Source organism: Streptococcus sp. HMSC061E03, assembly GCF_001813505.1.
Taxonomy (GTDB): domain Bacteria; phylum Bacillota; class Bacilli; order Lactobacillales; family Streptococcaceae; genus Streptococcus.
The window spans coordinates 883,737-909,485 of record NZ_KV812784.1 but is presented as its reverse complement, the minus strand read 5'-3'; the positions used below and the strand labels follow the sequence as shown (position 1 = coordinate 909,485).

The 25,749-nt window shown below is 36.8% G+C and carries 27 protein-coding genes and 2 pseudogenes; 22 read left to right on the top strand and 7 right to left on the bottom strand.

The window, feature by feature from the left end; all coding sequences use genetic code 11:
* Positions 1-101 precede the first annotated feature (101 nt).
* Both mef(A) and msr(D) read left to right on the top strand, forming a co-directional pair.
* Positions 102-1,319 (top strand): macrolide efflux MFS transporter Mef(A), encoded by a 1,218-nt coding sequence (mef(A), locus tag HMPREF2917_RS04615; protein WP_000417519.1) that lies wholly within the window; start codon positions 102-104, stop codon positions 1,317-1,319.
* A 119-nt stretch (positions 1,320-1,438) separates the two neighbouring features.
* The gene (msr(D), locus tag HMPREF2917_RS04610; protein WP_000420313.1) at positions 1,439-2,902 is read left to right on the top strand and encodes an ABC-F type ribosomal protection protein Msr(D); all 1,464 of its coding nucleotides are present in this window, start codon (positions 1,439-1,441) and stop codon (positions 2,900-2,902) included.
* A gap of 117 nt (positions 2,903-3,019) precedes the next feature.
* Here msr(D) and HMPREF2917_RS04605 read toward each other — a convergent pair whose 3' ends face one another.
* From HMPREF2917_RS04605 to HMPREF2917_RS04590, 4 genes are read right to left on the bottom strand one after another with little or no spacing between them, the layout of a single operon-like run.
* A complete protein-coding gene (locus tag HMPREF2917_RS04605; protein WP_001072467.1) occupies positions 3,020-3,319 on the bottom strand; it encodes a DUF5960 family protein in 300 nt (99 codons plus the stop codon).
* Positions 3,306-3,674 carry a hypothetical protein gene (locus tag HMPREF2917_RS04600; RefSeq protein WP_000567222.1) on the bottom strand — a complete coding sequence of 123 codons (369 nt, stop codon included), beginning with the start codon at positions 3,672-3,674 and terminating at the stop codon, positions 3,306-3,308. The genes HMPREF2917_RS04605 and HMPREF2917_RS04600 overlap by 14 nt, the downstream gene beginning before the upstream one ends.
* Positions 3,675-3,686: 12 nt before the next feature.
* Positions 3,687-4,022 (bottom strand): DinB/UmuC family translesion DNA polymerase, encoded by a 336-nt coding sequence (locus tag HMPREF2917_RS04595; protein WP_000806926.1) that lies wholly within the window; start codon positions 4,020-4,022, stop codon positions 3,687-3,689.
* Positions 4,019-4,264, bottom strand: coding sequence for a hypothetical protein (locus tag HMPREF2917_RS04590; protein WP_001813542.1), 246 nt, complete (start codon positions 4,262-4,264; stop codon positions 4,019-4,021). The genes HMPREF2917_RS04595 and HMPREF2917_RS04590 overlap by 4 nt, the downstream gene beginning before the upstream one ends.
* A 523-nt stretch (positions 4,265-4,787) precedes the next feature.
* Here HMPREF2917_RS04590 and HMPREF2917_RS04580 point away from each other — a divergent pair.
* From HMPREF2917_RS04580 to HMPREF2917_RS04530, 11 genes and pseudogenes are all read left to right on the top strand, one after another.
* Positions 4,788-5,174: pseudogene (locus HMPREF2917_RS04580) on the top strand (zinc ribbon domain-containing protein); the annotation flags it as partial.
* An 81-nt stretch (positions 5,175-5,255) separates the two neighbouring features.
* Positions 5,256-5,978, top strand: coding sequence for a DNA/RNA non-specific endonuclease (locus HMPREF2917_RS04575; protein ID WP_070589207.1), 723 nt, complete (start codon positions 5,256-5,258; stop codon positions 5,976-5,978).
* 423 nt (positions 5,979-6,401) lie between these two features.
* On the top strand, positions 6,402-7,472 hold the full coding sequence (locus HMPREF2917_RS04570) for a hypothetical protein (protein ID WP_070589205.1): 1,071 nt from the start codon (positions 6,402-6,404) through the stop codon (positions 7,470-7,472).
* Positions 7,473-7,495: 23 nt separating this feature from the next.
* Positions 7,496-8,665, top strand: coding sequence for a hypothetical protein (locus HMPREF2917_RS04565; protein ID WP_070589203.1), 1,170 nt, complete (start codon positions 7,496-7,498; stop codon positions 8,663-8,665).
* A 334-nt stretch (positions 8,666-8,999) separates the two neighbouring features.
* Positions 9,000-9,428 (top strand): aminoglycoside 6'-N-acetyltransferase, encoded by a 429-nt coding sequence (gene aac(6'), locus HMPREF2917_RS04560; protein ID WP_070589201.1) that lies wholly within the window; start codon positions 9,000-9,002, stop codon positions 9,426-9,428.
* Positions 9,429-9,475: 47 nt separating this feature from the next.
* Positions 9,476-10,084, top strand: a pseudogene (locus HMPREF2917_RS04555) (Type 1 glutamine amidotransferase-like domain-containing protein).
* A 106-nt stretch (positions 10,085-10,190) separates the two neighbouring features.
* Positions 10,191-11,081 (top strand): aminoglycoside phosphotransferase family protein, encoded by an 891-nt coding sequence (locus tag HMPREF2917_RS04550; protein ID WP_070589199.1) that lies wholly within the window; start codon positions 10,191-10,193, stop codon positions 11,079-11,081.
* A 117-nt stretch (positions 11,082-11,198) separates the two neighbouring features.
* Complete coding sequence (locus HMPREF2917_RS04545; RefSeq protein ID WP_070589197.1) at positions 11,199-11,816, top strand: DNA alkylation repair protein; 618 nt, start codon at positions 11,199-11,201, stop codon at positions 11,814-11,816.
* A 684-nt stretch (positions 11,817-12,500) separates the two neighbouring features.
* Positions 12,501-14,042, top strand: a complete 1,542-nt coding sequence (locus HMPREF2917_RS04540; protein WP_070589195.1) for a streptosactin export ABC transporter GggC — start codon at positions 12,501-12,503, stop codon at positions 14,040-14,042.
* 143 nt (positions 14,043-14,185) lie between these two features.
* Complete coding sequence (locus tag HMPREF2917_RS04535) at positions 14,186-14,989, top strand: alpha/beta fold hydrolase (protein ID WP_070589193.1); 804 nt, start codon at positions 14,186-14,188, stop codon at positions 14,987-14,989.
* A 14-nt stretch (positions 14,990-15,003) separates the two neighbouring features.
* A complete protein-coding gene (locus tag HMPREF2917_RS04530) occupies positions 15,004-15,858 on the top strand; it encodes an ADP-ribosylglycohydrolase family protein (RefSeq protein WP_070589191.1) in 855 nt (284 codons plus the stop codon).
* A 105-nt stretch (positions 15,859-15,963) separates the two neighbouring features.
* On the opposite strand, the gene HMPREF2917_RS04525 is transcribed toward HMPREF2917_RS04530, so the two are convergent.
* The 3 genes from HMPREF2917_RS04525 to HMPREF2917_RS04515 are packed head-to-tail and all read right to left on the bottom strand — an operon-like array spanning position 15,964 to position 18,292.
* On the bottom strand, positions 15,964-16,680 hold the full coding sequence (locus tag HMPREF2917_RS04525; RefSeq protein ID WP_070589189.1) for an ABC transporter permease: 717 nt from the start codon (positions 16,678-16,680) through the stop codon (positions 15,964-15,966).
* A complete protein-coding gene (locus HMPREF2917_RS04520) occupies positions 16,677-17,492 on the bottom strand; it encodes an ABC transporter ATP-binding protein (protein WP_070589187.1) in 816 nt (271 codons plus the stop codon). Before HMPREF2917_RS04520 ends, HMPREF2917_RS04525 begins: the two co-directional genes overlap by 4 nt.
* Positions 17,489-18,292 carry a MerR family transcriptional regulator gene (locus HMPREF2917_RS04515; protein WP_176745946.1) on the bottom strand — a complete coding sequence of 268 codons (804 nt, stop codon included), beginning with the start codon at positions 18,290-18,292 and terminating at the stop codon, positions 17,489-17,491. Before HMPREF2917_RS04515 ends, HMPREF2917_RS04520 begins: the two co-directional genes overlap by 4 nt.
* A 435-nt stretch (positions 18,293-18,727) precedes the next feature.
* Between HMPREF2917_RS04515 and HMPREF2917_RS04510 the strand changes: the two genes are divergently transcribed.
* The 9 genes from HMPREF2917_RS04510 (at position 18,728) to HMPREF2917_RS04470 (ending at position 25,565) form a co-directional block, all read left to right on the top strand.
* Complete coding sequence (locus tag HMPREF2917_RS04510) at positions 18,728-19,021, top strand: type II toxin-antitoxin system RelB/ParD family antitoxin (protein ID WP_070589185.1); 294 nt, start codon at positions 18,728-18,730, stop codon at positions 19,019-19,021.
* Positions 19,014-19,352, top strand: coding sequence for a type II toxin-antitoxin system RelE/ParE family toxin (locus HMPREF2917_RS04505; RefSeq protein ID WP_070589729.1), 339 nt, complete (start codon positions 19,014-19,016; stop codon positions 19,350-19,352). The genes HMPREF2917_RS04510 and HMPREF2917_RS04505 overlap by 8 nt, the downstream gene beginning before the upstream one ends.
* A 40-nt stretch (positions 19,353-19,392) precedes the next feature.
* Positions 19,393-20,055 (top strand): hypothetical protein, encoded by a 663-nt coding sequence (locus tag HMPREF2917_RS04500; protein ID WP_070589184.1) that lies wholly within the window; start codon positions 19,393-19,395, stop codon positions 20,053-20,055.
* A 167-nt stretch (positions 20,056-20,222) separates the two neighbouring features.
* Positions 20,223-20,906, top strand: a complete 684-nt coding sequence (locus HMPREF2917_RS04495) for a DUF443 domain-containing protein (RefSeq protein WP_070589182.1) — start codon at positions 20,223-20,225, stop codon at positions 20,904-20,906.
* The gene (locus HMPREF2917_RS04490) at positions 20,890-21,327 is read left to right on the top strand and encodes a hypothetical protein (protein ID WP_070589180.1); all 438 of its coding nucleotides are present in this window, start codon (positions 20,890-20,892) and stop codon (positions 21,325-21,327) included. The genes HMPREF2917_RS04495 and HMPREF2917_RS04490 overlap by 17 nt, the downstream gene beginning before the upstream one ends.
* 15 nt (positions 21,328-21,342) lie before the next feature.
* Positions 21,343-21,786 carry a GNAT family N-acetyltransferase gene (locus HMPREF2917_RS04485; protein WP_049472772.1) on the top strand — a complete coding sequence of 148 codons (444 nt, stop codon included), beginning with the start codon at positions 21,343-21,345 and terminating at the stop codon, positions 21,784-21,786.
* A gap of 186 nt (positions 21,787-21,972) precedes the next feature.
* Positions 21,973-22,992, top strand: coding sequence for a DNA/RNA non-specific endonuclease (locus HMPREF2917_RS04480; protein ID WP_070589178.1), 1,020 nt, complete (start codon positions 21,973-21,975; stop codon positions 22,990-22,992).
* 200 nt (positions 22,993-23,192) lie between these two features.
* On the top strand, positions 23,193-24,944 hold the full coding sequence (locus HMPREF2917_RS04475; RefSeq protein ID WP_070589177.1) for a glycoside hydrolase family 13 protein: 1,752 nt from the start codon (positions 23,193-23,195) through the stop codon (positions 24,942-24,944).
* 81 nt (positions 24,945-25,025) lie between these two features.
* Positions 25,026-25,565: an RDD family protein gene (locus HMPREF2917_RS04470; protein ID WP_070589175.1), complete on the top strand. Its 540-nt coding sequence runs from the start codon at positions 25,026-25,028 to the stop codon at positions 25,563-25,565.
* Positions 25,566-25,749 lie beyond the last annotated feature (184 nt).

The following is a 25,749-nucleotide window of genomic DNA, read 5'->3' as shown; positions in this document are numbered from 1 at the left end:
GACCAAAAGCCACATTGTGGGGTTTGGCCTGCATTTTTTATTGCCTAGAATGCTATTCAAAATAGAAATTCAAGCAAAATAATATGCAGGAGATAATATAAATGGAAAAATACAACAATTGGAAACGAAAATTTTATGCAATATGGGCAGGGCAAGCAGTATCATTAATCACTAGTGCCATCCTGCAAATGGCGATTATTTTTTACCTTACAGAAAAAACAGGATCTGCGATGGTCTTGTCTATGGCTTCATTAGTAGGTTTTTTACCCTATGCGATTTTGGGACCTGCCATTGGTGTGCTAGTGGATCGTCATGATAGGAAGAAGATAATGATTGGTGCCGATTTAATTATCGCAGCAGCTGGTGCAGTGCTTGCTATTGTTGCATTCTGTATGGAGCTACCTGTCTGGATGATTATGATAGTATTGTTTATCCGTAGCATTGGAACAGCTTTTCATACCCCAGCACTCAATGCGGTTACACCACTTTTAGTACCAGAAGAACAGCTAACGAAATGCGCAGGCTATAGTCAGTCTTTGCAGTCTATAAGCTATATTGTTAGTCCGGCAGTTGCAGCACTCTTATACTCCGTTTGGGATTTAAATGCTATTATTGCCATCGACGTATTGGGTGCTGTGATTGCATCTATTACGGTAGCAATTGTACGTATACCTAAGCTGGGTAATCAAGTGCAAAGTTTAGAACCAAATTTCATAAGGGAGATGAAAGAAGGAGTTGTGGTTCTGAGACAAAACAAAGGATTGTTTGCCTTATTACTCTTAGGAACACTATATACTTTTGTTTATATGCCAATCAATGCACTATTTCCTTTAATAAGCATGGAACACTTTAATGGAACGCCTGTGCATATTTCTATTACGGAAATTTCCTTTGCATTTGGGATGCTAGCAGGAGGCTTATTATTAGGAAGATTAGGGGGCTTCGAAAAGCATGTATTACTAATAACAAGTTCATTTTTTATAATGGGGACCAGTTTAGCCGTTTCGGGAATACTTCCTCCAAATGGATTTGTAATATTCGTAGTTTGCTGTGCAATAATGGGGCTTTCGGTGCCATTTTATAGCGGTGTGCAAACAGCTCTTTTTCAGGAGAAAATTAAGCCTGAATATTTAGGACGTGTATTTTCTTTGATCGGAAGTATCATGTCACTTGCTATGCCAATTGGGTTAATTCTTTCTGGATTCTTTGCTGATAAAATCGGTGTAAATCATTGGTTTTTACTATCAGGTATTTTAATTATTGGCATTGCTATAGTTTGCCAAATGATAACTGAGGTTAGAAAATTAGATTTAAAATAAACAATATTGGAGGAATATTTATGTATCTTATTTTCATGTAACTCTTCCTGCTAAAATCGCAGGGTTTTCCCTGCATACAAGCAAATGAAAGCATGCGATTATAGACAGGAGGAAATGTTATGGAATTAATATTAAAAGCAAAAGACATTCGTGTGGAATTCAAAGGACGCGATGTTTTAGATATAAATGAATTAGAAGTATATGATTATGACCGTATTGGTTTAGTAGGAGCAAATGGTGCTGGAAAAAGCACTTTACTCAGGGTACTTTTAGGAGAATTAACTCCCCCAGGATGTAAAATGAATCGTCTGGGTGAACTTGCCTATATTCCCCAGTTGGACGAAGTAACTCTGCAGGAGGAAAAAGATTTTGCACTTGTAGGCAAGCTAGGTGTTGAGCAATTAAATATACAGACTATGAGCGGTGGTGAAGAAACAAGGCTTAAAATAGCACAGGCCTTATCGGCACAGGTTCATGGTATTTTAGCGGATGAACCTACGAGCCATTTAGACCGTGAAGGAATTGATTTTCTAATAGGACAGCTAAAATATTTTACAGGTGCACTGTTAGTTATTAGCCATGACCGCTATTTTCTTGATGAAATAGTAGATAAAATATGGGAACTGAAAGATGGCAAAATCACTGAGTATTGGGGAAACTATTCTGATTATCTTCGTCAGAAAGAGGAAGAACGTAAGAGCCAAGCTGCAGAATACGAACAATTTATTGCGGAACGTGCCCGATTGGAAAGGGCTGCGGAGGAAAAGCGAAAACAGGCTCGTAAAATAGAACAGAAGGCAAAAGGTTCTTCAAAGAAAAAAAGTACTGAAGACGGAGGGCGTTTAGCTCATCAAAAATCAATAGGAAGTAAGGAAAAAAAGATGTATAATGCTGCTAAAACCCTAGAGCACAGGATTGCGGCCTTAGGAAAAGTAGAAGCTCCGGAAGGCATTCGCAGAATTCGTTTCAGGCAAAGTAAAGCATTGGAGCTCCATAATCCATACCCTATAGTCGGTGCAGAAATTAATAAAGTATTTGGGGATAAGGCTCTGTTTGAAAATGCATCTTTTCAAATTCCGTTAGGAGCAAAAGTGGCGTTAACTGGTGGTAATGGAATCGGAAAAACAACTTTAATCCAAATGATCTTAAACCATGAAGAAGGAATTTCTATTTCGCCTAAGGCAAAAATAGGTTACTTTGCACAGAATGGTTACAAGTACAACAGTAATCAGAATGTTATGGAGTTTATGCAGAAGGATTGTGACTACAATATATCAGAAATTCGTTCAGTGCTAGCATCTATGGGGTTCAAACAGAACGATATTGGAAAAAGTTTATCTGTTTTAAGCGGTGGAGAAATTATAAAATTGTTGCTTGCTAAAATGCTCATGGGTAGATATAACATCCTAATAATGGATGAACCCAGTAACTTCCTTGACATACCAAGTTTAGAGGCTTTGGAAATACTAATGAAGGAGTACACCGGAACTATCGTGTTTATCACCCACGATAAACGATTACTCGAAAATGTAGCAGATGTAGTTTATGAAATTAGAGATAAGAAAATAAATCTGAAACATTAAATTTAAGGTAGTCGCTGGTCAGTATAGTCTGTTCTGGTTGGCGACTCCATTGTTAAAGAGTATAAAGACTTTAGATTTTATGAATATTAAAAATAGGAACAGTCAATTGAACTGCTCCTATTTTTCTGCTAAATATATTGTAGTTTTCTTATATGTATAATGATAGATTAGCGGATTCTCATCTACGGTACTTACTTCAAATATGAAGAAGTGATCGCGGTTATCTCTGGACTTTTCCTTATTGAGGACAAAGTAATTCTTACGTGAAGTCGCCATTGTTTTTAGGATATCATCAGTTAGGAAGGTCAATGGAATATTCATGTTAGAGTAGCGGTAGAAGTCACGTTCAAAATCTTGGTAGCTCTCGCTATAATAGTCCATTTGTAGGTGATTACGCTGAAACTCAAGCTGATTCATAGAGCACCTCCTCGACAAGTTCAATACTAATAATGTCTTTTAATTTCAAATTGATGTGACCTGTTGTAGTTTTTATCAAAATGAAATCTTTGGTCAGACTTGGTATTGTTCCAGTGTAGGAAACACGCTTGTTTTTTTCAATCACTTGAATGCGTGTGCGTAGCTGCCCGGCGTATACTTGACTGAGGAGTAATAATTTCTTCTCTAGTGATAAGTCAGACATGTACGTTACTTTGTTTGTATCATCAGAGAGTGCTGATGCATGTTCAGATAGGAAAAAGCCCATCCATTTTTGCATCTTTGTATCCTGGTACTCTCTTGCTGATTGAAATGGTAAATATGAACGGTCAATCATATCAAATCCTTTCTATGCAGAGGCAAGGGTATTTTTATCAAATTGAATCGTAAAACCTTGAATTCCCCCACCTGTGTAACATTCTTTAAAGCGATTGATTACCTCAGTATAGATTATCACAGATGAGCTTGTTGGCTTAATGCTAAATGTAAATTCCAATGGTAATCGGTTTTCAGATTTAGCATGTACTAGTCGTATCGATATTTCAGTTGTTTTGAGTTTTCTCTGACGAAGTTTTGAAGTTGCTGTTTCAACGATTCCATGTAAAAATCTTTCAAGCATTTCAATATCATTACATCCTTTGCTACGGATTTCTGAAAATTGTACTGTATTTTTTTCTTGTTTCATTTTAATCCCTCCAATCCACCCGCGGAATGACCACCGATAAGTTTACTGCGTTCAATATTTCTGGAACCTTCAGTTAGGACGGTTCCTTTTTGTATGGCTAAAAAACCAAACTGTTCTCTGACAACATCAATAGCTGTCTGAAGTCTATTATCTTTTTCAATTTGTTCTACATCATCAAAGAGTGATAGTAGAGTATAGCTTTCATCTACGAAGCCACTATAAGATACACCAATTTGTCTCACTGCACCAGAGGTGTATTTTTTCGGAATAATACAAGTACATGACTCACCATTGTTTTGGGGAGATTTGCGGGTTCAATTTTATTCTGAGCATTTATAGATTTTTTCATCTCAGTCCTAGAATAGCCAATATGAATAGAAACGACAGTAGTCAATACTAGGGCTACTGTTCCGTTCCACAGTATCATTTAAAAATCATTTTCACACCCTTTCGTCTATTAGTATAGAAGAAAGCTCTCAGCACATGTTGAGTGTGTAAGTTTGTTAGTGAAAAGCGTAAAAAACTTGTAACGGAGCAATAATGAAAAGCCTTGATTGTACGGCTTTTTATTATGTGCTAGGGAAGTATAAGAGTGAGAGAATTTTTGGAGTGAGTAGAAATGATAGCTAGAAATTATCTAATCCTATTTTCATTTATCTTGTGAGTACGTGTTTGTTTTCATTGAAAAGGAGTTTTAGGGGAAAGAAATATAGCTAACGGCCACGAATAAATTATTGAAATGCTTCTTCTACTATCATGATTTACTGTTCCGAATGTGGTTCAGCGTTTGGTCGAAAGAACTGGACGACAAGTCGTGGTAAACGGAAGGTTTGGCAGTGTAATAATCGATATAGGATCAAAGGCCAAATTGGATGTTTAAACAATTAAATCGATGAAGAAATGCTTGAAAAAGCTTTTATGAAAGCAGTTGGACTGCTACAAGAACATACAGATAGTGTGGTAGCTAAATGGCAAAAGCTAGAGCGAGGAGAAAATCTTCTTCATAAGAACTATGCAAAGTAGATGTATCAGATACTAGATTTAGATAAATTTGATGGAGTTATTATAAATCAAGTTCTCGACCACATCAGTATTTCAGAAGCTGGACAAATTGTAGTCACTTTCCTAGAAGGGCCTGAGGTAGATTTATAAGAGACTGTGACCGAAAGGTTGCAGTTTTTTTGTTGTTTTAGTGGTATAATAAGATTGAAAACTACCTAATGAGGTTCATAAATGACAGATTTTAAATATCCAAGTTTAGAAATGATTGAATCACTATTTGTTGGTACAAGTGTATTAGAAAAAGTTAATATTGTGAGGTTTGATGATTTAGCGAAAACTTTTCATTATGGGGCATTTTTTCTATCATCATTTACTTCAGATTTTGACCAAGATTTTTTTCAAACTGATTCTGACGACAAGTATGATTTTGCAGAAAATTTTTCATTTAGAAATAATTGTGCAATGGGAGGTCGGGCACTTATTAATTCATCTTCACTTATACGTGAAAATCAGAAGCGAAAATTAAAAAAATCAAAGTATCCAAATTCGATTTTTCACACTGGACACATTCTTGGTCATCAACTGATTTATAATATTCCTAAGTTTAATTTTAACTCTAGTAATCAAGAAAATATATTTCCTCAATCAGAGTGGTCAAATAAAACTGTTTGGAAACCAAATAGTAATGAGGGAAATACATTTTCATTAATCGAAAACTTGATGGCAACTACTTTAAAAAGTAAAAAGAATAAAGATGGTAAATTAAAGTTGTATTACCAGGTTAATCTCCTATACTCTAATGAAGAACAAGTCCCTAGAGCAACGTTACAACAAATATTGTCAAATAATCAAGAAGTTTTTTCGAATCGAATAGTCCTCATCCCAAATATTGATTTGAAAACAAAAATAAACTATTTGGCATGGAATCATGTTGATAATATTTTCGTTGAATAATATAATTTCAAATCTTGAGTATCTATTTTGTCCTATAATATAGGTAATACCTATCGGCACATGTTGAGTGTGTGGCACTACTTGTGCGAGCTGAGGCATCAGCGAAGTAGAATAGTGGGTTATATTCTTACAGAAAATCTAGAAATTTTTATAGTGAGTATTACAATGTGACAGGAATCAATAACTTTTTTAAATATTATTTTAGTTAACGATTAAAAATTTTAACTATAAAATGGTTTTGAATAGATTGATTATGGGCTAGTTATTGGACACTATAACTAGCCCATAAAAAGAGAATATTGTTTTCAATTTTTAGATAGACTGAGGTAGAGTTGTAAGTGACTGTGATTGAATAGTTGAGATCTTTTTTGTGGTTTTAGTGGTATAATAATCAATATAAATAAGCTGTTTTGGGAGGGGAAGATGACTGATAGTAATGAAGTGAAGAAAATTGAAATAGACTCTATAAAAATTCCCTCAGACAGCACAACAAACCTCTCTGAGAAGATAAAGTGGGAACAAAATACTGCAGCTATTTCTGCTTTGGCTGAGTCCTTTTGTAACTTTCAAGCAGCAGTAAATACTTTCAATATTTCAGGAATTATTGCGGATTCAAATGCATTAAGTATATCTAAATTAGTGAATGTTGCTAATTTGACGACTCCTTTAGCAAGTTTGGATCCATCAATTCAAGTGAACAAAAGTGCTGCCCATGCCATGTCAGAACTGATTGCTTCGTACAATAAGATGTTTTCAAACACTCACTTGCAAGCAATTCAAAATATTGCAGAGTCTGCTAAAAATTTAATTGCGGGCTATCAAAATGATTATTCAAAGATTTTTATTGGCATTAGTGATCTTTTAAAGTCATTGCCTTCGATTTATACAAAAGAAGAAATTGAGCAGATTATTTCTCGAGTTCAACTGCTGGCAGAAAATGGATGGGTTATTTATTTTCGTGATAGAAGTGTTTATCAACGTTTACTTGCTGAGGAATGGAATACCTTGGAGGACGAATGGATAGAGCTGCTTAGGGATAAACTAAAAAATGAGGATTTTATTATTGACTTACAAAATTCGCCGTGTTATTCAGCTCCTCTTGTAAAATCAATGGTTGATTGCTACTTTAATCGAAACTTTTATGCAGCATACACTCTGGGAAGTTTGGCAATTGATGGTGCACTAAATAGAATTTCAGAAATGACTTCATTAGAGAAAAAAATACCAGTAGGTCACCGAGCAATTAAAGAAATTGATAGTATATTTATTGATAAGTCTTTTAGCGATGTAGGACTGATGCACTGGCTCTATAGTTTCTTCAAAGATACTAATAGATTTACACTTGATGAACCAAATCGTCATATGATTAGTCATGGTCGGTGGGAGAAAGAAATCGAAGAACAAGAGTTTTTGAAGTTATTTAATGCAATGTTGTATATTTGTGATGAGTATGATTATTGGGAAGAAGTTATTCGTTATGAACAAGACAACTAAGTATTTTGGGAGGTTAAACACCTATGCTTGAAATATATCCTTTTATTCAGGAGCTAGTTAAGTGTGAAACGACCATACAGAAAATAGAAGTTTTCAATAGATGGAACCTTCATGAGTGTAGAGTTTTTCTATTTGATGAAGAAAAGTCAAATTTTGGTAACATAGGCAAATCATTTAGCTATGGAAAGTTTAATCTGATTGGTTTGGGAGATTATCAAAAAATTTGGGTTATTGATAAAAATACTGTGAATGCTAAGGATAATTTCTTACCCGTTGCCAGAATTATCAATTATGACTTAAACATTTTTACCTACATACATGATTTATATAGAGGGAGAAATGTCCCTGATAAGGAGAATTTAATTAAGTTTTTACACGATATTAAATCGTTGCGTCTAACAAATAATATTTCAACTGCTTTAATGGAAAGATATACCACCCCACTAAATCGTGAATTATTAGCCAAAATGATTGAAAGTTATGTTTATTTTGATAGCACTGATTTTGAAGTTTTTCAATCTAATGTGCCTCAGACTCTAAAACCAGATAAATATATTTGGATGAAAGAAATCTGGGAAGATGCAGAAAACTACCTAAGCAATGATGAGGTGATACAACAGTATGAGGCAGTGTGTTGCTATATATTGAAAGCATTCATTTTGAAAAATACAAAAAATCTTTCTACAAAAGTTAAAGTCGCTGAGTTTAAACGCTATTGTTTTGAGGATTTATGCGTATTTTTAGAATTGGAAATGACTTTATTAATACTTTTTTTGAAAAATGATAGTGCTGTTCAAGAAATATTTAAAAAGTTGCAGCTAGGGGCTAAGAATTTAATTGATAAAATACATAATACAGCATGGGATATTTTTCATATAAGACTATTGGAACAAAGTACTTTATTCAATTGTATTGAAAACTCAGATGTGATTTATCTCCATTATTTCGCAACTGCGGATTCTGGGGTGGCTGAGGTATTGCGAGTCAATCCGATTAAAATGCTGGTTTATTATAATGAAAAACTTATACCTATACGTCGATATGATGCAGTAGATTTCTTCACTCAAGATGAATTAGATTTTTATACTACTGCAGAAAAAATTACATTACGTGCGACGAAAGTTCAGAGTATTGATTTCTGTTCTATAAAGCAAGGATTGGTCAGTGAGTTAGGGAATTTCCTTACTAAATAAATTTTAATAGTTCCGTTCTATAGTATTATTCCAAAATCACTTTTACATACTTTCGTTCTATAATATAGAAGTTTGCTAGCACCACATGTTGAGTGTGTGAGTTTATTGGTAAAACGCAGTTAAACATCTCGCTTTGACATTTCAAGGCGAGATGCTTCAAAGCTCCACTGGAGCTTTGAACTCCCACAGACACACCATGTTGAGGCAGTATCACTGCTTGTACGAGCTGAGGCATCAGCGAAGTAGAAGGGGATAGTATTGGTATCAATCAATGAGTAACAAAGTAACAGCATGATTCGAAACATTTGCTTGTAATTTGCGGAGGAACATCAATATGGATGGAATAACAAAAGATTCTATAAAAATGGCTAAACTAATGAAACAATTATGGCCCCAATTGACCGAAAAAGAAGCTATTGATGAAGTAAAAAAATATACGAATGGCAAAAATACTGCAATCTTTACTGAAGTTGAAGGTGACACAATTGTAGGTCTAGCACTATGTTCACTCAGATTTGATTATGTTGAAGGTTGTAAATATAGTCCTGTTGGATTCTTAGAAGGGATTATTGTCGACGAGGAATATCGTTTAAAGGATATTGCTAAAAATCTCTGTACAAAATGTGAGGAATGGGCAAAAAATAAAGGATGTAAGGAATTTGCAAGTGACTGTACTTTAACGAATACGGATTCTATAAGATTTCATCTCAATATTGGATTTCAGGAGGCAAATAGACTTATTTATTTTAAGAAGAAATTATAATTTCAGAACGTGGTAAAAATTTATGTATCTTTAGAAAGTGTGAAAGTTTGGACGAACAAATTTTTTTGATGGGTGGAAATCCGCCGATAAAGAACCATACGATTGTTAATAAAATTGTGTCATCAAGGAAGATCGAAAGAATTGTCATTTTTACAGTTTATCGAGAAAATTGGGAATCGTATATGAAAAAGTACACGGAAGTTTTCCAAAGTCAATTTCCTAATCTAAACACTGATCACTTACTCTTGGACACTGAGCAGATTTTTTTTGATAGCTATCTAGATGCTGATCTAATTATTATCGGTGGTGGAAATACGGAAAAGTATATAGCTACTTACGTCAATCAGCAGTTCAAAAATTATATCGATCATATGCTGAATAAAGGGGCGAAAGTTATGGGATTTTCTGCAGGAGCCCTATTATTAGGAGAAAAAGTCTATGTTTCACCTAATGATAATTCAGATCATCAGATAAAGATAAAAAATGGATTAGGACTCTTTAGTCAGTTTTTAATTAGTGTCCATTATGATTCCTGAAATGATAAAGCTAATAAGGATAGAGCTGAAGAACTCGTTAATGTTCCCATAATTCCATTAAATGATCATTCCTGTCTTGTACTAGATAAACTTGGAAACATTATTGAGAAAATTGACTAGTTTTCATAATGTAAATCTGGATCTAGGAAATTAAAGTGTAGACGAACTGGATGGGTTACTAGTTAAAGCTGCAAGAAGTGTTGGAAGGTGAATCGGAGAGTGCTTGATGAATTTTATTAGTAAGATAGGCATAAATAAAGGCTGGTCAGATGATAAAAAATATTGTGTGACAGATCAAAATCAGCAAAAATATTTCTTGCGTGTTTCTGATAAGGAGAAGTTAGATTCTAAAAGATTTGAATTTGATATGATGGAGAAGGTGGCTTCTCTTGGAGTTCCTATGTGTAAACCGATTAGCATAGAACTCTGCGATGACGAAGTACATTCTTTACATGAATGGATAGATGGGAAAGATGCAAGAGAAACCATTTTAACTGTTTCAAAAGAACAACAATACATTTACGGAGTAGAAGCAGGAAGAATCCTCCAAAAAATTCATTCACTCCCTATTACAGAAGTTCGTGAAGATTGGGAGGTCTTTTATAATCGAAAAATTGATGACAAAATCTCCAAATACAAAGAATGTCCCGTTCAATATGAAAATGGTCAGACCTTTATTGAGTTTTTAAATGCAAATCGAGAGTTGTTAAAAGATAGACCTCAGGTTTTCCAACATGGAGATTATCATATCGGGAATTTCATGATTGGTGAAGATGGAGAAATTTATGTCATTGACTTTGATCGACTTGACATCGGAGATCCTTGGGAGGAATTCAATCGTATTGTGTGGTCTGCTCAAGTCTCTCCCTCTTTTGCGTCTGGTATGATAGATGGATATTTTGATCATAAGGTTCCAGATTTATTTTGGAAACTTCTTGCTATCTATATTATAAATAACATAGTTGGTGCTCTGCCATGGTCTGTTCCTTACGGAATCGAAGAAATAGCAGTAATGCAAAATCAAGCCAAGGAAATTTTAGAATGGTATGATGATATGAAGCAAATCATTCCTAGTTGGTATTTGATTGAGAAAAGGCTGAATAATAAAAGGGTTTAAATATCAATTTGAAAAAATGTCAAGATTATTTGCTCATATTATAACGAATTCAATTCTTTATTAATACCTATCGAGAATTATCTTGAAACTTGGAATGTTGTTTCGGGGTCAAGTTACATGAAAGAATATATTTTAAATTTAGAAAAAGAATTTTCTTTAATAGAAAATGGATTTAAAGAAGAAGAGAAAAGAGCTCTTGCTGACTATCAATCAAACGATAATGCGTATACCAAAGAATTAGCATTTTTAGCTTTTAAATCCAATGTATATCAAGTTAGAATGTACAGTGTATTTCTCTTTGGCCATTTGTTATCGTGTGAAGAAATTTTGATCTTTTTGAGGGATGAGGTTTCAAAGGATGACAATTGGAGAGTTCAAGAAGTATTAGCAAAAGCATTTGATGAATTTTGTAAGCAAACAGGTTATGAAAAATCTCTTCCGGTTATTGACGAATGGTTACAAAACAGTAATCCAAATGTTAGAAGAGCTGTTACAGAAGGTTTGAGAATATGGACGAGTAGACCATATTTCAAGGATAATCCAGATGAAGCTATTAAACGAATCGCAACATTAAAAGAAGATTCTAGTGAATATGTTAGAAAATCAGTTGGTAATGCTTTGAGGGATATTAGCAAAAAATTTCCAGAGTTGATCAAAGAAGAACTTGATAGTTGGGACGTTAAGAGTAAAGAGATTCAAAAAGTTTACAAGTTAGCAAGTAAATTTATTAAGTGACAATTATCAGCTATAAAGTTTGAAAAATGCTAACTATAAAATAGTTTCATTCTAAAGTTTAATTTTAAACAACAACTTAATCATTTTCGTTCTATAATATAGAAGTTTACTAGCACCACACGTAGAGTGTGTGAGTTTGTTAGTGAAACGTAGCTAATCCTCAAAAGGTTCATTGAACCTTTTGAGTCCGCCCATGCGAGAAGGTGCCCTGGGGTATAGCTGTCGTAGAGTAAGGAGTGTACGACGAAACGGTAGGTAAAAGCGTAAAAAACTTGTAATAAAAGGGATTGTAAAAAGCCTTGAGGTCAAGGCTTTTCTCGTGTACATAGGAAATATTAGAGCAAGAGTATAAGTTTAGTATCTTGGTTTGATAGATGGAATTGTTAGGGTTTAATTTCCATTTACCCTTTTATTTTTCTATGTTATAATATTTTAGAGTAGACGTAATCAGCTTTTAACTCTTCTCTTAGAGTGATGAATTCGTTCAATAATCTAATAACAAAGCTAAACTAGTCACTTTTTGTTCTATAATATAGATGCTTTCTAGCACCACGTTGAATCTGTAGTTCTGCTGGTAAAGCATAGAAATCTTTGAATGAAATATTTTTAAAGTGTTTGTATCCCAGCAAAGAGATAAAAAACGCCTATCTAAGTTGGTAAATAACTTTAGGAGGTTTATACGTTATGCTTAGATCTTATGTAACCAAGAAGCACTTATTCTTCTATTTTGTGGCGATTATGATTACTTGGCTGGAGGCTATCATTACACCAGCTTTGATTCAGTATATTGTCTCTAGTTTTACCAATCACCAGTTGCATTTGCTATGGCAGGTCTTGTTTTGGGGGATTGTTGGAAATTTGATTCTCTTGCTGGGTTTGGCGGGGAAACGTTATTACTATGCACGAGTGCTGACAGACTTCAAGTCGGGTATTAAGAAGGCTATCTTTCAGACTTTTCTATATAGCCGTCGGATAGCGGATGAAGAAGTTTTGTCAGACTTGGAAAATGATGTAAAACAGCTAGAAGATAATTTTATTGAGCCGACTGTTATTATCATTTCTTCTTTGGGATTTACAACCGTCTCTATCTGTTATGCTCTTTGGACTAATTTTTATCTTGGCTTGCTCTTTATCATTTTTTATTCGATACCTGTTCTTTGTAGTGGAATTGGCTCTAAACGTTTGGATAAAATTACGAAGGAGAAGTCCTTAGCTAATCAAGCCTATGTCTCTCAAGCAACCAATATGATCGCAGGTGCTCGTTCCATACGGTATTATCGGGGACAAAGCTTGTTTTACAAACTGTTTTCTAAAGATTTGCACAAGGCTCTAAAGGAAGAAATCGCCTATGAAAAGCAACGGACCATAAATAGTCTCTTTATCAATGGAATTGATGCTTTTTGCTCTGTTGCGCCCATTGTCATTGGTGGTTTCATGACCTATTATAACTACCTATCTGCAGCCAGCTTTGTAGGAATTTACCTCGTATCGTATAATATTGGCTATCAATTTCAGGAGTTATCTTATTTTATCAATACTAGAAAATCAGCCAAGTCTCTCTGTGATAAATATCAAAAATTGTTGGGAGTAGACTTGGATATGCCTTCTGTTCTCGAAGGTTCCGTCTTTCCTATCCAGTTAGAGAAAGTCAGTGTAGAGCGTGATGGTCAAAAAATCCTAGCCCCTTGTGATCTTACTATTGAGGAAGGTGAAAAGATTGCCATTATCGGAGAAAGTGGTTCTGGAAAAACAACCTTACTGAACCTAATCTATGGTGAAATTGAGCCTAGTCATGGTCAGATTCGTTACCATGGGCAAGAGCTAACCTCGGATGAACTCTATCAAGCAGGAGCCTACATTCTCCAGTCTAGTCATATCTTTGATGGTTTAAGCCTTGAGGAAAATATTGCTTTGGGACAAGAACTTGATACTGTAAGGATGGATGAAATCCTTCGGCAAACTGGTTTGAAAACTCTTCAAAACAAAAATCTTAGCAACCAGACTCTGTCAGGCGGTGAGAAGCAGCGCTTGGAAATTGCCCGTGCTCTCTATCACAATCGCCAATTTATCCTAGCTGATGAGGTCAAAGCCAATCTGGACTTTAAAAATCAAGAGAAAATCAGTCAACTTCTCTTCTCCCTCCCTCAAACACTTGTAGAAGTGATTCATCACTATAGTGAAGAGGACTTGAAGCGCTATGATAAGGTGATAAAACTGGAGAAATAGGTGGAGGTATAGATTTCAGAAAGGAGTGGCAGGTTCATTCTTTTTTGTGAGATAGATAATAAAAACTCTGTCTAAATATATCAGTACAATAACGTTAAACGAGGGATGTATCTAGTGAAAGTCTTACAGTAAGGAGTTTAAATATGAAATTCCATGAATTTGGTGATAAGAATTTGCCTCCTATCTTGCTGATACATGGCGGTGGCAGTTCTTGGTGGAATTATCTTCGCCAAGCACGGATCTTATCAGAAGAATACCGTGTTATTTTACCTACTTTGAATGGTCACGGTGAAGAGTACCAACTCGATTATGTTTCTACGGAAGATTCTGCTTTGGAGATCCTAGACTATATCAAAGAACACTGTGGCGGGAAGTTGTTTGCGATTGGTGGTGTTTCACTTGGTGGTCAAATTGCTATGGAGCTTTTGTCCTTAGACAGCGAAATTGCCGAGAAGGCCATCATAGACGGAAGCCTCTGTATTCCTCAACCAGGGTTAGCTAAACTCAGCATCTTTCTAGTATCACTATTTGGTAAACTGATGTTCAGTAAATTCTCTTGTAAACTTCAATTAAGCATGATGAACAAACTCTATCCTAAACTGGCCTATCCAGAGGAGATAAAAGCATATTATTTGGAGGATCTGCCAAGGACGCCTATCAAAACATTAGTGACTATTTACAAAACCTATATGGGGCGTTACAAGCTCAAGGATACGATTTCTGCTAGCAAGGCGCAGGTTCTGTATATCTACGGTGAAAAAGAATTAAACTGTGTGAAAGCATCAGCGAAATTATTTCAGCAGCTCCATCCCAATACGATCCTGTATGAAGCTAAAGGCTATAACCACGGCTATTTATCAGCTTATCTACCTCAAGAGTGGGTTGATTTGGTTGAGCCATTTTTAAAGAGCGATTCATTGGAAATGTTTAATGAATCTGATATGTAATAGGGAGGAATCTGATGCTAGGAGCAATAGTTGGAGACATTGTTGGTTCTGTTTACGAATGGGACAATATTAAAACGAAAGACTTTCCATTATTTCGTGAGGATTGTTTTTTTACTGATGATACGGTTATGACCTGTGCTGTTGCTGAAGCCATCATGAATGGCGGTCAGAAGGATGACTTTATTGATGCCATGAAGAAGTATGGTAGGATGTATCCTGATGCTGGTTATGGTGCTAGGTTTGACGCATGGATTCATAGCAATGACCGCGCCCCTTATAATAGCTTTGGCAATGGCTCTGCCATGCGTGTTTCTCCCTGTGCTTGGGTCATGGCTTGTTGCTATTGTGCACGAACAGGTACCTGGCCAACTAGCAGAGCTCTTGCTCGACTTTCCGCAGAGGTGACTCATAATCATCCAGAAGGCGTCAAAGGAGCTATGGCGACGTCTGATGCTATCTTTATGTGTCGGTATTACTTTGGGGGCTACTGTAGTGACTACGGGCAACCAATCAATGATAACCCTATAGAGTGTAAGAAACGTATCAAGGAAAAAATAGAGAAGGAGTATGGCTATAATCTTTCTCAATCTCTGAATGAAATTCGTCCTAGCTATCGTTTCAATGAAACTTGTCAGGATACAGTACCTCAGGCTATCATTGCCTTTCTTGAAAGTACAGATTTTGAAGATGCAATTCGAAATGCCATCTCTCTTGGTGGGGATAGTGATACTCTTGCTGCTATCACAGGAAGTATAGCAGAAGCAGCTTATGGCATACCTGATTGGATTAAAGATAAGGCCTATACCTATCTTGATGAGCCTTTAAAAGATGTGCTTAGGCGATGGGAGCAAGAAGTTTCAATAACATAACAGAGATTAGATAAAGACAACCAAAAACACTAAAGCGACGAGATAAGTAATAATCTCGTCGCTTTTTGCTTAATAGTTAATGTTGCTATGGATTTATTCAGGCACCTAGTTAGATTTTTGCTGATTCAAGAGGAGGATACAAGTCATTACTGAGATACAGGATACAAGAATCAGATACCAAAGATTTTCAAGACCAAAACCATGATTGACCATCAATCGGAATCCCCAAAAGGCTGGGAAAAGACGCCCGATTGCTTGAAGAAAATCAGGTAGTAAGTTGCTAGGAAACATGATTCCTGAGAGCATAATTGAGGGTAAAAAGACAAGTTGCGCTATCATGGTAAGCTTTGCTTGATTTTTTACAGTAAGGCCCAGTATACTTCCGATACTTAACGATACGAAAATGTAGATGCCCAGCGCGAGAAAGAATAGGGGAAGTTGACTCGGTAGACTTGCTTTAAATAAAATAGGAGCAAGTAGTAGGATCACTATGCAAGTCATTATCAAATGAACAAAGGCAGAGAGAACCATGGTCACCAATCCTAAGTGAATAGGCACACCATTTGCTTTATAAATCTTTTTTATGTCGCTTCCGTATGTATCAATCAAGGAAGCCGGTAAGCCGAGAAAGGCCCCCATGGAAACACTCATGACAATCATTGACTGTATGAGTGTGCTACCCATATTAGGTATAACGGAAGTAAAAATACCACCCATGAGAAGAAAGAAAATAAGCGGTACAATATAGTAAGTAACCAGGAGAGACTTACTTCGTATGTCCAATTTCCACTGTAATGCTAGGCTATATAAAAAACCATTCATTCCGATCCCCTCCTTGCCATTTCGATGAAATGCTGCTCCAGTGTGCCACGATCCACCTTAATATCCAGTATTTGGATATGTTTCTGTTTGCATTCTTCCAATAATGAAATCAAAGTGTCCTCGATCGTATCTGTTTCAAAAGATTTCTCTCCGTCCTGGGTCTTTAAATGGATGAAATATTTTCTTCCCAACCTGTCTGTCAGTTCTGAAGGAGTACCACAAAAGACAATCTTTCCACTATTCAAAATAGCAATGCGGTCACATAAGGTTTCAACTTCGGCCATATCGTGGCTTGCCAAAACAATTGTCTTGCCCTGTGATTTGAGCTTTCGGATTTGTTCATGGAGGGATAGTCTTCCTTCAACATCAAGTCCCGCTGTCGGTTCATCGAGAAAAATAATATCCGGATTACTGATAAGTGCAAGAGCAAGATGTAATCTTCTTTTTTGACCGGTGGATAATTCTATGTATTGCGACTCCTTCATTTCTTTTATGCCAAGGGCCTTTAGCATAGCATCATCAATGTATGTATGATTCCATTTTGCAAAGAGCTTTATGGCTTCCATCGGTTTGATGTGGATGGGTAGAGAGGAGGACTGTAGTTGAATTCCGGTTTTCCCGTTTACAATTATAGTGCCTTCATCATATTTTCTCAGACCTTCGATACATTCAAGCGTGGTTGTTTTACCAGCTCCGTTCACTCCGAGCAGAGCAAAGATTTCTCCTTGTTTGATTTGAAAATCGAGACCTCTAAGAACCATATTGCTACCATAACTTTTCTTTAATCCAGAAACCTCTATTGCGTCTTTCATGGTTCTACCTCCTCAAAGGGATTTGTTCCAAGCCTTGAAAAATAGACTTGTAAAGCAGGCCCTAAATAATCATTAACGATTTTTTGCTTTTCTTCCCAAGCGTTTGAGGCGGTATCGATATTCCCTATCTCCATCAACTTCGGAAGCATGCTCATATCACCATTTGTAAACTCCATAATCAAGCTCCAGTATTCTTGCACAACCTGTTGGCATTGTTCGCTTTCAGCTGGTACGTTTTCTTTCTGAAGCTCCACGATTTGATCACTTAGGCGGTTCAACCTATCCATAAAATCTTGCCCGCTTTTCTTGTCAAATCGACTGCGTATCTGGTCGAGCGTATCATCATCAAAGCGCTTAATGAGAGAGTAGGAGTCATTCTTCATCTGTAGATTGACGATGATGTCTGCATACTTCTTAAAATTGACCGTCTGTATTTGTAAAACTTCTGCCTTTAACTGCTCTATTGCGACTAAAGAATCCTTAAGTTGCTCTATATTTTTACGAAGAATATCTGCTTGCTCTGTAAGAGCCTTAGCAACATCATCAGGTGTTTTCAATGAGATCAAACGGCTCTTTATATCCTTGAGAGAAAAGCCTAGTGATTTTAAAGATAGAATCTGATGGAGTAGCACTATATCTTTATCGGTATAAAGCCTGCGACCTCCCTCACTTTCTGCCGATGGGGAAAGCACCCCTTCTTTATCATAGTATTGTAAAGTACGGACGGTAACCCCCATTTTCTTAGCAAGTTGCCCAACTGTCATAAATCCTTCCGGAATTGCTCTATATTTAGCCATCATTACCCACCTCCTCATACTTATTATACATCGTTACGTAAGGTCATGAACAAGATTATTTTTAAAAAATTTCCTTGACAAAAACTTTTTTATTTTCGAGAAAAGAAAGAGACTTCAGAGAAAAAAGAAGCATGTGACATAATAAGTCCTAAATATTGACGTAATTCCGACCCTTTAGAATATTATGGATCTGTATGTGTCATGATTTAGAAAAGCAAAGCACAAGTACAAGATAATCAATAGCAAACACAAGGTGATAGACAGAACAATCTATCACCTTTTTCCGTTTTAAAACTATTTGTCACCAGTTACGCACTCAAATTTCTTATCTCTTACAACTTTTATTTAGTGAAAGAGGAATCCATTTTTCACTTGAATCCCTTCTCTTATGTATGGTAGAATGTATATACAAATTGTATGTACAAAGGAGAGGTAGAAATGGCAAACACGAAAGCAGTGAATTTTCGAGCAGATGAGATGTTTTACCAGAAAACAAAAGAGGTACTTGCGGATCAAAAAATTTCTGTGTCAGATGTCCTAAATGCAGCACTTCGAAAAATTGCTAACGGGACTGTGGATCCAAGAGAATTTGTTTCAAGTGATTTGCAGAACACGCAGTATCAAGTGGCCTTTGAGGATTTGAAGAAGGAGATTTTAGTTGGGCACCAGGAAATTGCTCAAGGGAAAGTCACTTCTGTAGCCGATGTGAGAAAGGAATTTGGTCTTGACTAAGTTGAAACGCTATCAGGTCTTTCTTGCAGATCAGGCTAAGCAGGACTTGCGTGGCATTCACGACTATATTCTTGTGAATTTTTATAGCCAGCAAGCTGCAGATGGCAAAGTTGATTTGCTATTAAGTGCTCTTGAGACCCTAGAACTGTTTCCAGAAGCCTGTCCTCTGGTATCAAGCCGGGGCTATGGTGAGATGACGAATGATGGGAAACCCTATCGTTATATGCCAATAGAGAACTATCTCGCATTTTATTATATGGAGAAGCATACAGTGTATGTTGCTCGTATCCTCAGTGCAAAGCAGGATTGGGTCAAGATTTTTTATAAGTAGATTGAAGGACTTTGTGTTTAAAAGAGAGTAATAAGGAAATATGAAAAAATTTAAATGGCTTTTATGGATAATGTTTGTAGGAATTGCTCTGTATACTTTAGCATTCCTTAATGGATTTGGTGGTGAAACCATTCCCAAAAACAGAACAAAGGAACAGTACGAATTTGAAAAAACGTTTGAACCTTTGTTTAAATTTTTGGAGCAAGATAAGAAGGAGTTTACAGGATTAAAGGCATACACTAGTAGAGTTTATATAAAAAATCAAGATGAAGTAAAAAAATACGAAGTAGATTTAAATATCACTCAATCTGATATTAAAGGTGATTATACAATAACACTTGGCGAGGATAACAAAACTGTTCCGGTTACATATTCTAATGGGAAGTTAAATTATGGGTCGGAGGTAACTCCTTTATATGATGAAGAAATTCTTAATTTAGTGGTACAAAGAGATTTCTTTACTTCTTTAGATGTAAAGGAGACCTTTAAGAGTGCAGAAACAGAACTTCGTGAGATTGTATATCAGCCAGAAAATAACTCTGACCTCTATAAACATCTAAAAAGCAAATATGATTTACCAGAGGAAACAACATGTATAGTATTAGTAAATCATTCTAGCTCAACTATATATAGAGTAACTATTCAACTAAAATCTAATCAAAAGATTGTGCAAATTAGTAGTGTTATTTTTGAAAAAGAATGAGGTTTCCATGAACGAAATTGAAAAGAGTAACCGCCGAGTTGAAATGTCTGCAGTATTATAAGATGCATCGTAGAATTGGAATGATCACATTTGAAGGTATTCGTGAAATCGAATAAATTCTTTTAACTCAAGGGTAATTTGACTCTGATAAGCTTAGAAAGATAAATATGGATTTAAAATTTAAATATTCGAATATAGCAGTTTTTAGAATCGTTGAGTATAACAATAAAAAATTCATTTTAGATTCTACTTCGATAAAAGGAAAATCCTATTTCTTGGGTTGGCTTCCTAAGAAAGTTACTGCAAATATGGTTGAGTTATCTCCTTCCAATGACAGTTTTGAAATAAGATCTAAAACTCGGTTAGGAACATCTACAATAGCCATTATGGTTCAACCACTGGTCGGTATTTCCTATAGGTTCATGAAAAAGGCGTTTATCAGCTGGGGAGTCAGTCAACAAATTATTTTGAAATTAGGTATATTTGCTTTCTCTATGCTTTTATCCTATCTAATGGCGGTTTGGTATGGAAAACGTGCCAAACGGACATTTGACTCGAGAATTCCTAAAGATAGCAAATCATACTGTCTTGTTTTTGAACCAAAAGGGAAACGAATGATCGATTGGTATATCACGGTAATAGCTAATATTGTTTGTTTGAGTTTTTTTATCGGAACTAGTAATGGAACTGAAGGAGCATTATTGATTGTGAATGGTATTATATCGTGGTTTGGTTTTGTGTTTATGAGAATGCCACAAATCCCAGCGTACTATAAAACGCTGTCTTTGATTAAAATTGATGAGTTGTCAAAAGATAAAATGAATGAGGACCCCCATGTTAAAATCAAATAAGCTGATTATTTTTTTAATTTCTCTCCCTTTTCTGATGGTTATTGTTTTCTATTCTCTTAGTGAGCATCCTGGATATAGTGATGATGGGAATTTCGTCAGAAATCATGAGGCTGCTATTAAGAGTGAGATCATCGCACACTTAGCCCAGGAAAAGCAAGACATAAAATCTGTGACGCTCTTACCAAATACTGCTAGAGGAGAGTATGATAATGGTGGTGATGTGAGCGGACATTACCATATCTATTTTACAGCCTACGTCGATCATAATCGCGAGCGAACGATAAGTGTAGAACTATTCTTCCCAGATGCCAGCATTCCCCCATTTACCTTGTTTCCCCCTAACCCTTATAAAGACAAGGGCAAAAAGATGTCCAATTGGTTGATGGGGAATATTGAAGTATCGGAAGAACCCTCTAAATAGAAATAAGAACAAGTCATGATGAATAGAATAGTAGATGATCGGATCACTCTTATTCCTTATTATAGAAATGATGCCATCTCCCTTCTTTGGTATCAGGATAGTGAGGTTTGCAAACAAGTGGATAATACTGATCAGATTTACGATGTAACAAAACTTCATAAAATGTATGATTACCTAACTTCACATGGTTCGTGCTATTATATCCAATATGAGGGAGTGTTAGTTGGAGATGTGACACTTCAAGATAACTCGGAACTTTCTATAGTGATCAGCAAAGAGTATCAGAATTTACAGATTGGAAGACGATGTATTTCTGAAATGATACAGTTGGCCAAAGAGAAAAAAATGGTTAAGGTAACTGCTCAAATTTATCCTTTTAATACTCAAAGTCAAAGAATGTTTTTGGCTTTGGGATTTCAGAAAGTAGATGAAGAGTGGTATGAATATAAGTTGATTTAGGAAAGCTGTGTATTATTTTATGTATTTAAATAATAGTCCGTATTTTATATACTAAAGAATATTAAAGTGAGAATAAACTCATTAAAAACATATAATTGAAATAGGAGAAGAAATTATCTATCTTCTATGTCTGTAACCGTTTTTTCTGCTATAATATCACTAGATAGAAATGTGGGAGTTTCAATCATGGTTACAAAACGGTTTTTGAAAAATGTTATTGTTGCGATTGTCTCGGTTTTTATGTCCTTGGCCATTGTTCAAGGGGCTCAAGCTGAGCAAACGGGCCTCGATTACCAGAGTCTTCATCTACTGCCTTTTAATGGCAGTAAGCAGCTCGTACTGGGAGATTTTGATCATTTAGTTCGTGCGACCTCAGCTCATATTCAGTTGCAGGACAAGGATGAGCCAAAGAAAAAAAGAGAACCACGTCTCAACTATAATCCGGTTGGCTGGCACAATTATAAGATTGCTTATGGAAACAAAGGGAAGAAGGCCTGGCTGTTCCATAGAGGACATCTGATTGGCTATCAATTTAGTGGACTGACTAATGAAGGGAAAAATCTGGTTCCTTTAACTGCCTGGACCAATACGGGGAATTATAAAGGGACAGCGGATAGTAATGTGGAAGGCATGCTCTATTACGAGAAACGACTCGATAGTTGGCTGGCCACCCACCCCAATTATTGGCTAGATTATAAGGTGACGCCTGTCTACACGGGGGATGAATTGATTCCTCGGCAGGTGACCTTGCAATATGTGGGAATTGATCGAGATGGCAACCTTTTACCTATCCATCTAAGTAGTCCCAAAGAGTCGGTAGATGCTTATGGGATCACCACCGTGACCTTGGACAACTACTCTAAGAATGCGACCATTGACTATCTGAAGGGGACTGCCAAGCCATCTTTAGTGCCGACAGAACCAAGTAGCCAACCACAACCAGCCAGCCCTTCTGTAGAGACGCAACCAAGTCAAGCCCCTCAACCGAGTCAAGCAGTAGAGCCAGTTCAGCCAGTCCAACCTGTCGAGCCTGCAGCACCAACTCCTCAACTAGCTCCAGTTGTTTATGTGGCCAGAAATGGGAGTGCGGATGTTTATTGGTATTCTAAAGATAGCATGCCACGAAATACCAACTTTGCGAAAGTAGTTGAAATGTCAGAAGAGCAAGCGCTAAGTCTTGGAAAGCGGCATACAAGTAAGGAATAAGTATCAGTCATTTAGATGATGAGAAAGCCCCCAAATGGTGGGCTTTTTGTGTGGCATTACAATCTTAAAAAGTTAGAGGTCTAATATTCTCTCAAGATCTTGCAAACGTTTTTATAAAGTAGTATACTAGAAATAGTTTATGGAATCGTTTGCATAAAACGGTAAATGATGAACAGAGAGAAAAGTAGGAGACGAGACAGATGGAATTAACAGCGATTTACCACCGGCCTGAATCGGAGTATGCCTATCTTTATAAGGATGGCCAGCTCAACATTCGCATCCGCACCAAGAAAGAAGATATCAAACGGATTGTCTTGCACTATGGGGATCCTTTTATTTTTATAGAGGATCTATATGAGGCGACCAAGGAAATGGACAAGGTGACGACCGACGACCTCTTTGATTATTGGCAAGTGTCGGTATCTGTCCGCCATGCCCGGATCCAGTATCTCTTTGAATTAGAGGACACAGCGGGAGAGAAGATCTTGTACGGAGACCGGGGTGTGGCAGCCTACAACAAGGAGAACCTGGACTTCGTCATGAACGGTTTTAAGCTTCCTTTTATCCATGAGATTGATGGGTGTGCTGTACCGGACTGGGTGGCGCAGACGGTTTGGTATCAGATTTTTCCTGAGCGCTTTGCCAATGGGAATCCAGCCATTTCACCAGAAGGTGTTCGTCCTTGGGATGCCTCTATTGCTCCTCAAGTATTGGATTTCTTTGGTGGTGATTTGCAAGGGATCATCGATCATCTGGACTACTTGCAGGAGTTAGGAATTACAGGGCTCTACCTTTGCCCGATTTTTGAATCTCCAAGCAACCACAAATACGATACCATTGATTATTTTGAAATTGATCGACATTTTGGAGATAAGGAGACCTTCCGCCAGCTAGTGAAAGAGGCCCATGCGCGTGGGATGAAGATTATGCTGGATGCCGTCTTTAACCATATTGGCTATGATTCACCCCAATGGCAGGATGTGGTCAAATACGGGGAGGATTCGATTTACAAGGACTGGTTCCATATTAAGGAGTTTCCTGTCTCCTCAGAAAATCTGTGGAATAGTCGCGACTTGTCTTACCATGCTTTTGCCTTTGCGGGCTATATGCCCAAGCTAAATACGGCTAATCCTGAGGTGAAGGCCTATCTCTTGAAGGTTGCGACATACTGGATTGAAGAGTTTGATATCGATGCTTGGCGGCTGGATGTGGCTAATGAAATCGATCATCAATTCTGGCGAGATTTCCGTAAGGCGGTCTTGGCCAAGAAGCCAGACCTCTATATCCTCGGGGAAATCTGGCATTCGTCCCAACCTTGGCTTAATGGTGATGAGTTCCATGCGGTGATGAACTATCCCCTTTCTGAGAGTATCAAGGATTATTTCCTGCGGGGGCATAAGGAGACGCAACGCTTCATTTGGGAGATCAATAGCCAGTCTATGTACTACAGGCAGCAGATCTCTGAGGTGATGTTCAACCTCTTGGACTCCCATGATACAGAGCGTATCCTGACGACGGCCAAAGGCGATCTTCAGTCCGTCAAGTCTGCTCTTGCCTTCCTCTATCTGCAACGAGGAACGCCATGTATCTATTATGGAACGGAGCTAGCCCTCATTGGTGGTCCAGACCCAGATTGCCGCCGTGTCATGCCTTGGGAGCGCGTGTCAGAAGACAATGACATGCTGAACTTTATGAAGGACTTGATCCAGCTCAGAAAAGAAGTAGCGGGCGTTATCCAGCATGGTAAAGTGAGTCTGAAAGAAATAGAGCCAGATGTAGTAGCAGTAGAATGGCAGCATGAAGGACAGCTCCTTAAAGCCTACTTTAACCACTCCAAGAAAGACATTGTTCTAGAAAGAGGACAAGCAGATCTGATCAGTCTGGGGAGCGTCTCTGGTGAACAATTAACCATCCAACCAAATGGATTTGTTATTTATAGGGAAGAGCAGTAAGAAAGAAGCCTGGAATCGAGAGATTGCGGGCTTCTTTTTATAAATAGTATCTTTATTCGCACCCTTATATTATAATAGGAGATGAGAAGGGGGAAGACAGTGATGAAGATCTTAACAATCAATCCTATTTCGGTTAAAAAAAGAATGATGGAATTTCTATTCGATTATCTTTTCATTCTAGCTTATTTAGTACTTCTGTTTTTAGGTTCGATGCTTATTTACATTATCTTTTTTAATGGCGTCCCAGAGTTTACAGAAATTCAGTCACAGTGGCTTGTATTTTTCACCTCTGTTTTGCCAATCACGCTCCTTTTCACATTCTTGGATTATAAAAATGATGGCAGTTTTGGGAAGGTAAAAGTGGGACTGGAACTGGTCTACCAGAAAAAAACAGTGCAGGCAAGCTTGATTAGAAATGTCATCAAATTTTTTCCTTGGCAACTCGGTCATATGGGCACGATTCATGGCTTCTATAGTGAGTTTGATGTGTTATCCATTAGCCTCTCTATTTCGGCGACTCTCCTTGCAGTTTTGCTACTGGTAATGACGATGTTTCGGAATGATAAGAGGCACCTAGGTGACCTGCTAGCCCATACGCAAGTACAACTAAAAGGTGACTAGGATGAAATTTTAGGTTGTCGATAGGAACAAATAACCAAATTAATTAGGCAAAAAAAACTAAAGGTATTCATGATGAAAAAATTTTTTATATTTATTTTTACGATGTTTGGATTGATGGTGGGATTGATGGTAGGATGGGTAGTTTTTATGGGATATAGTTATCAAAGAAGTTATAATGAATGGA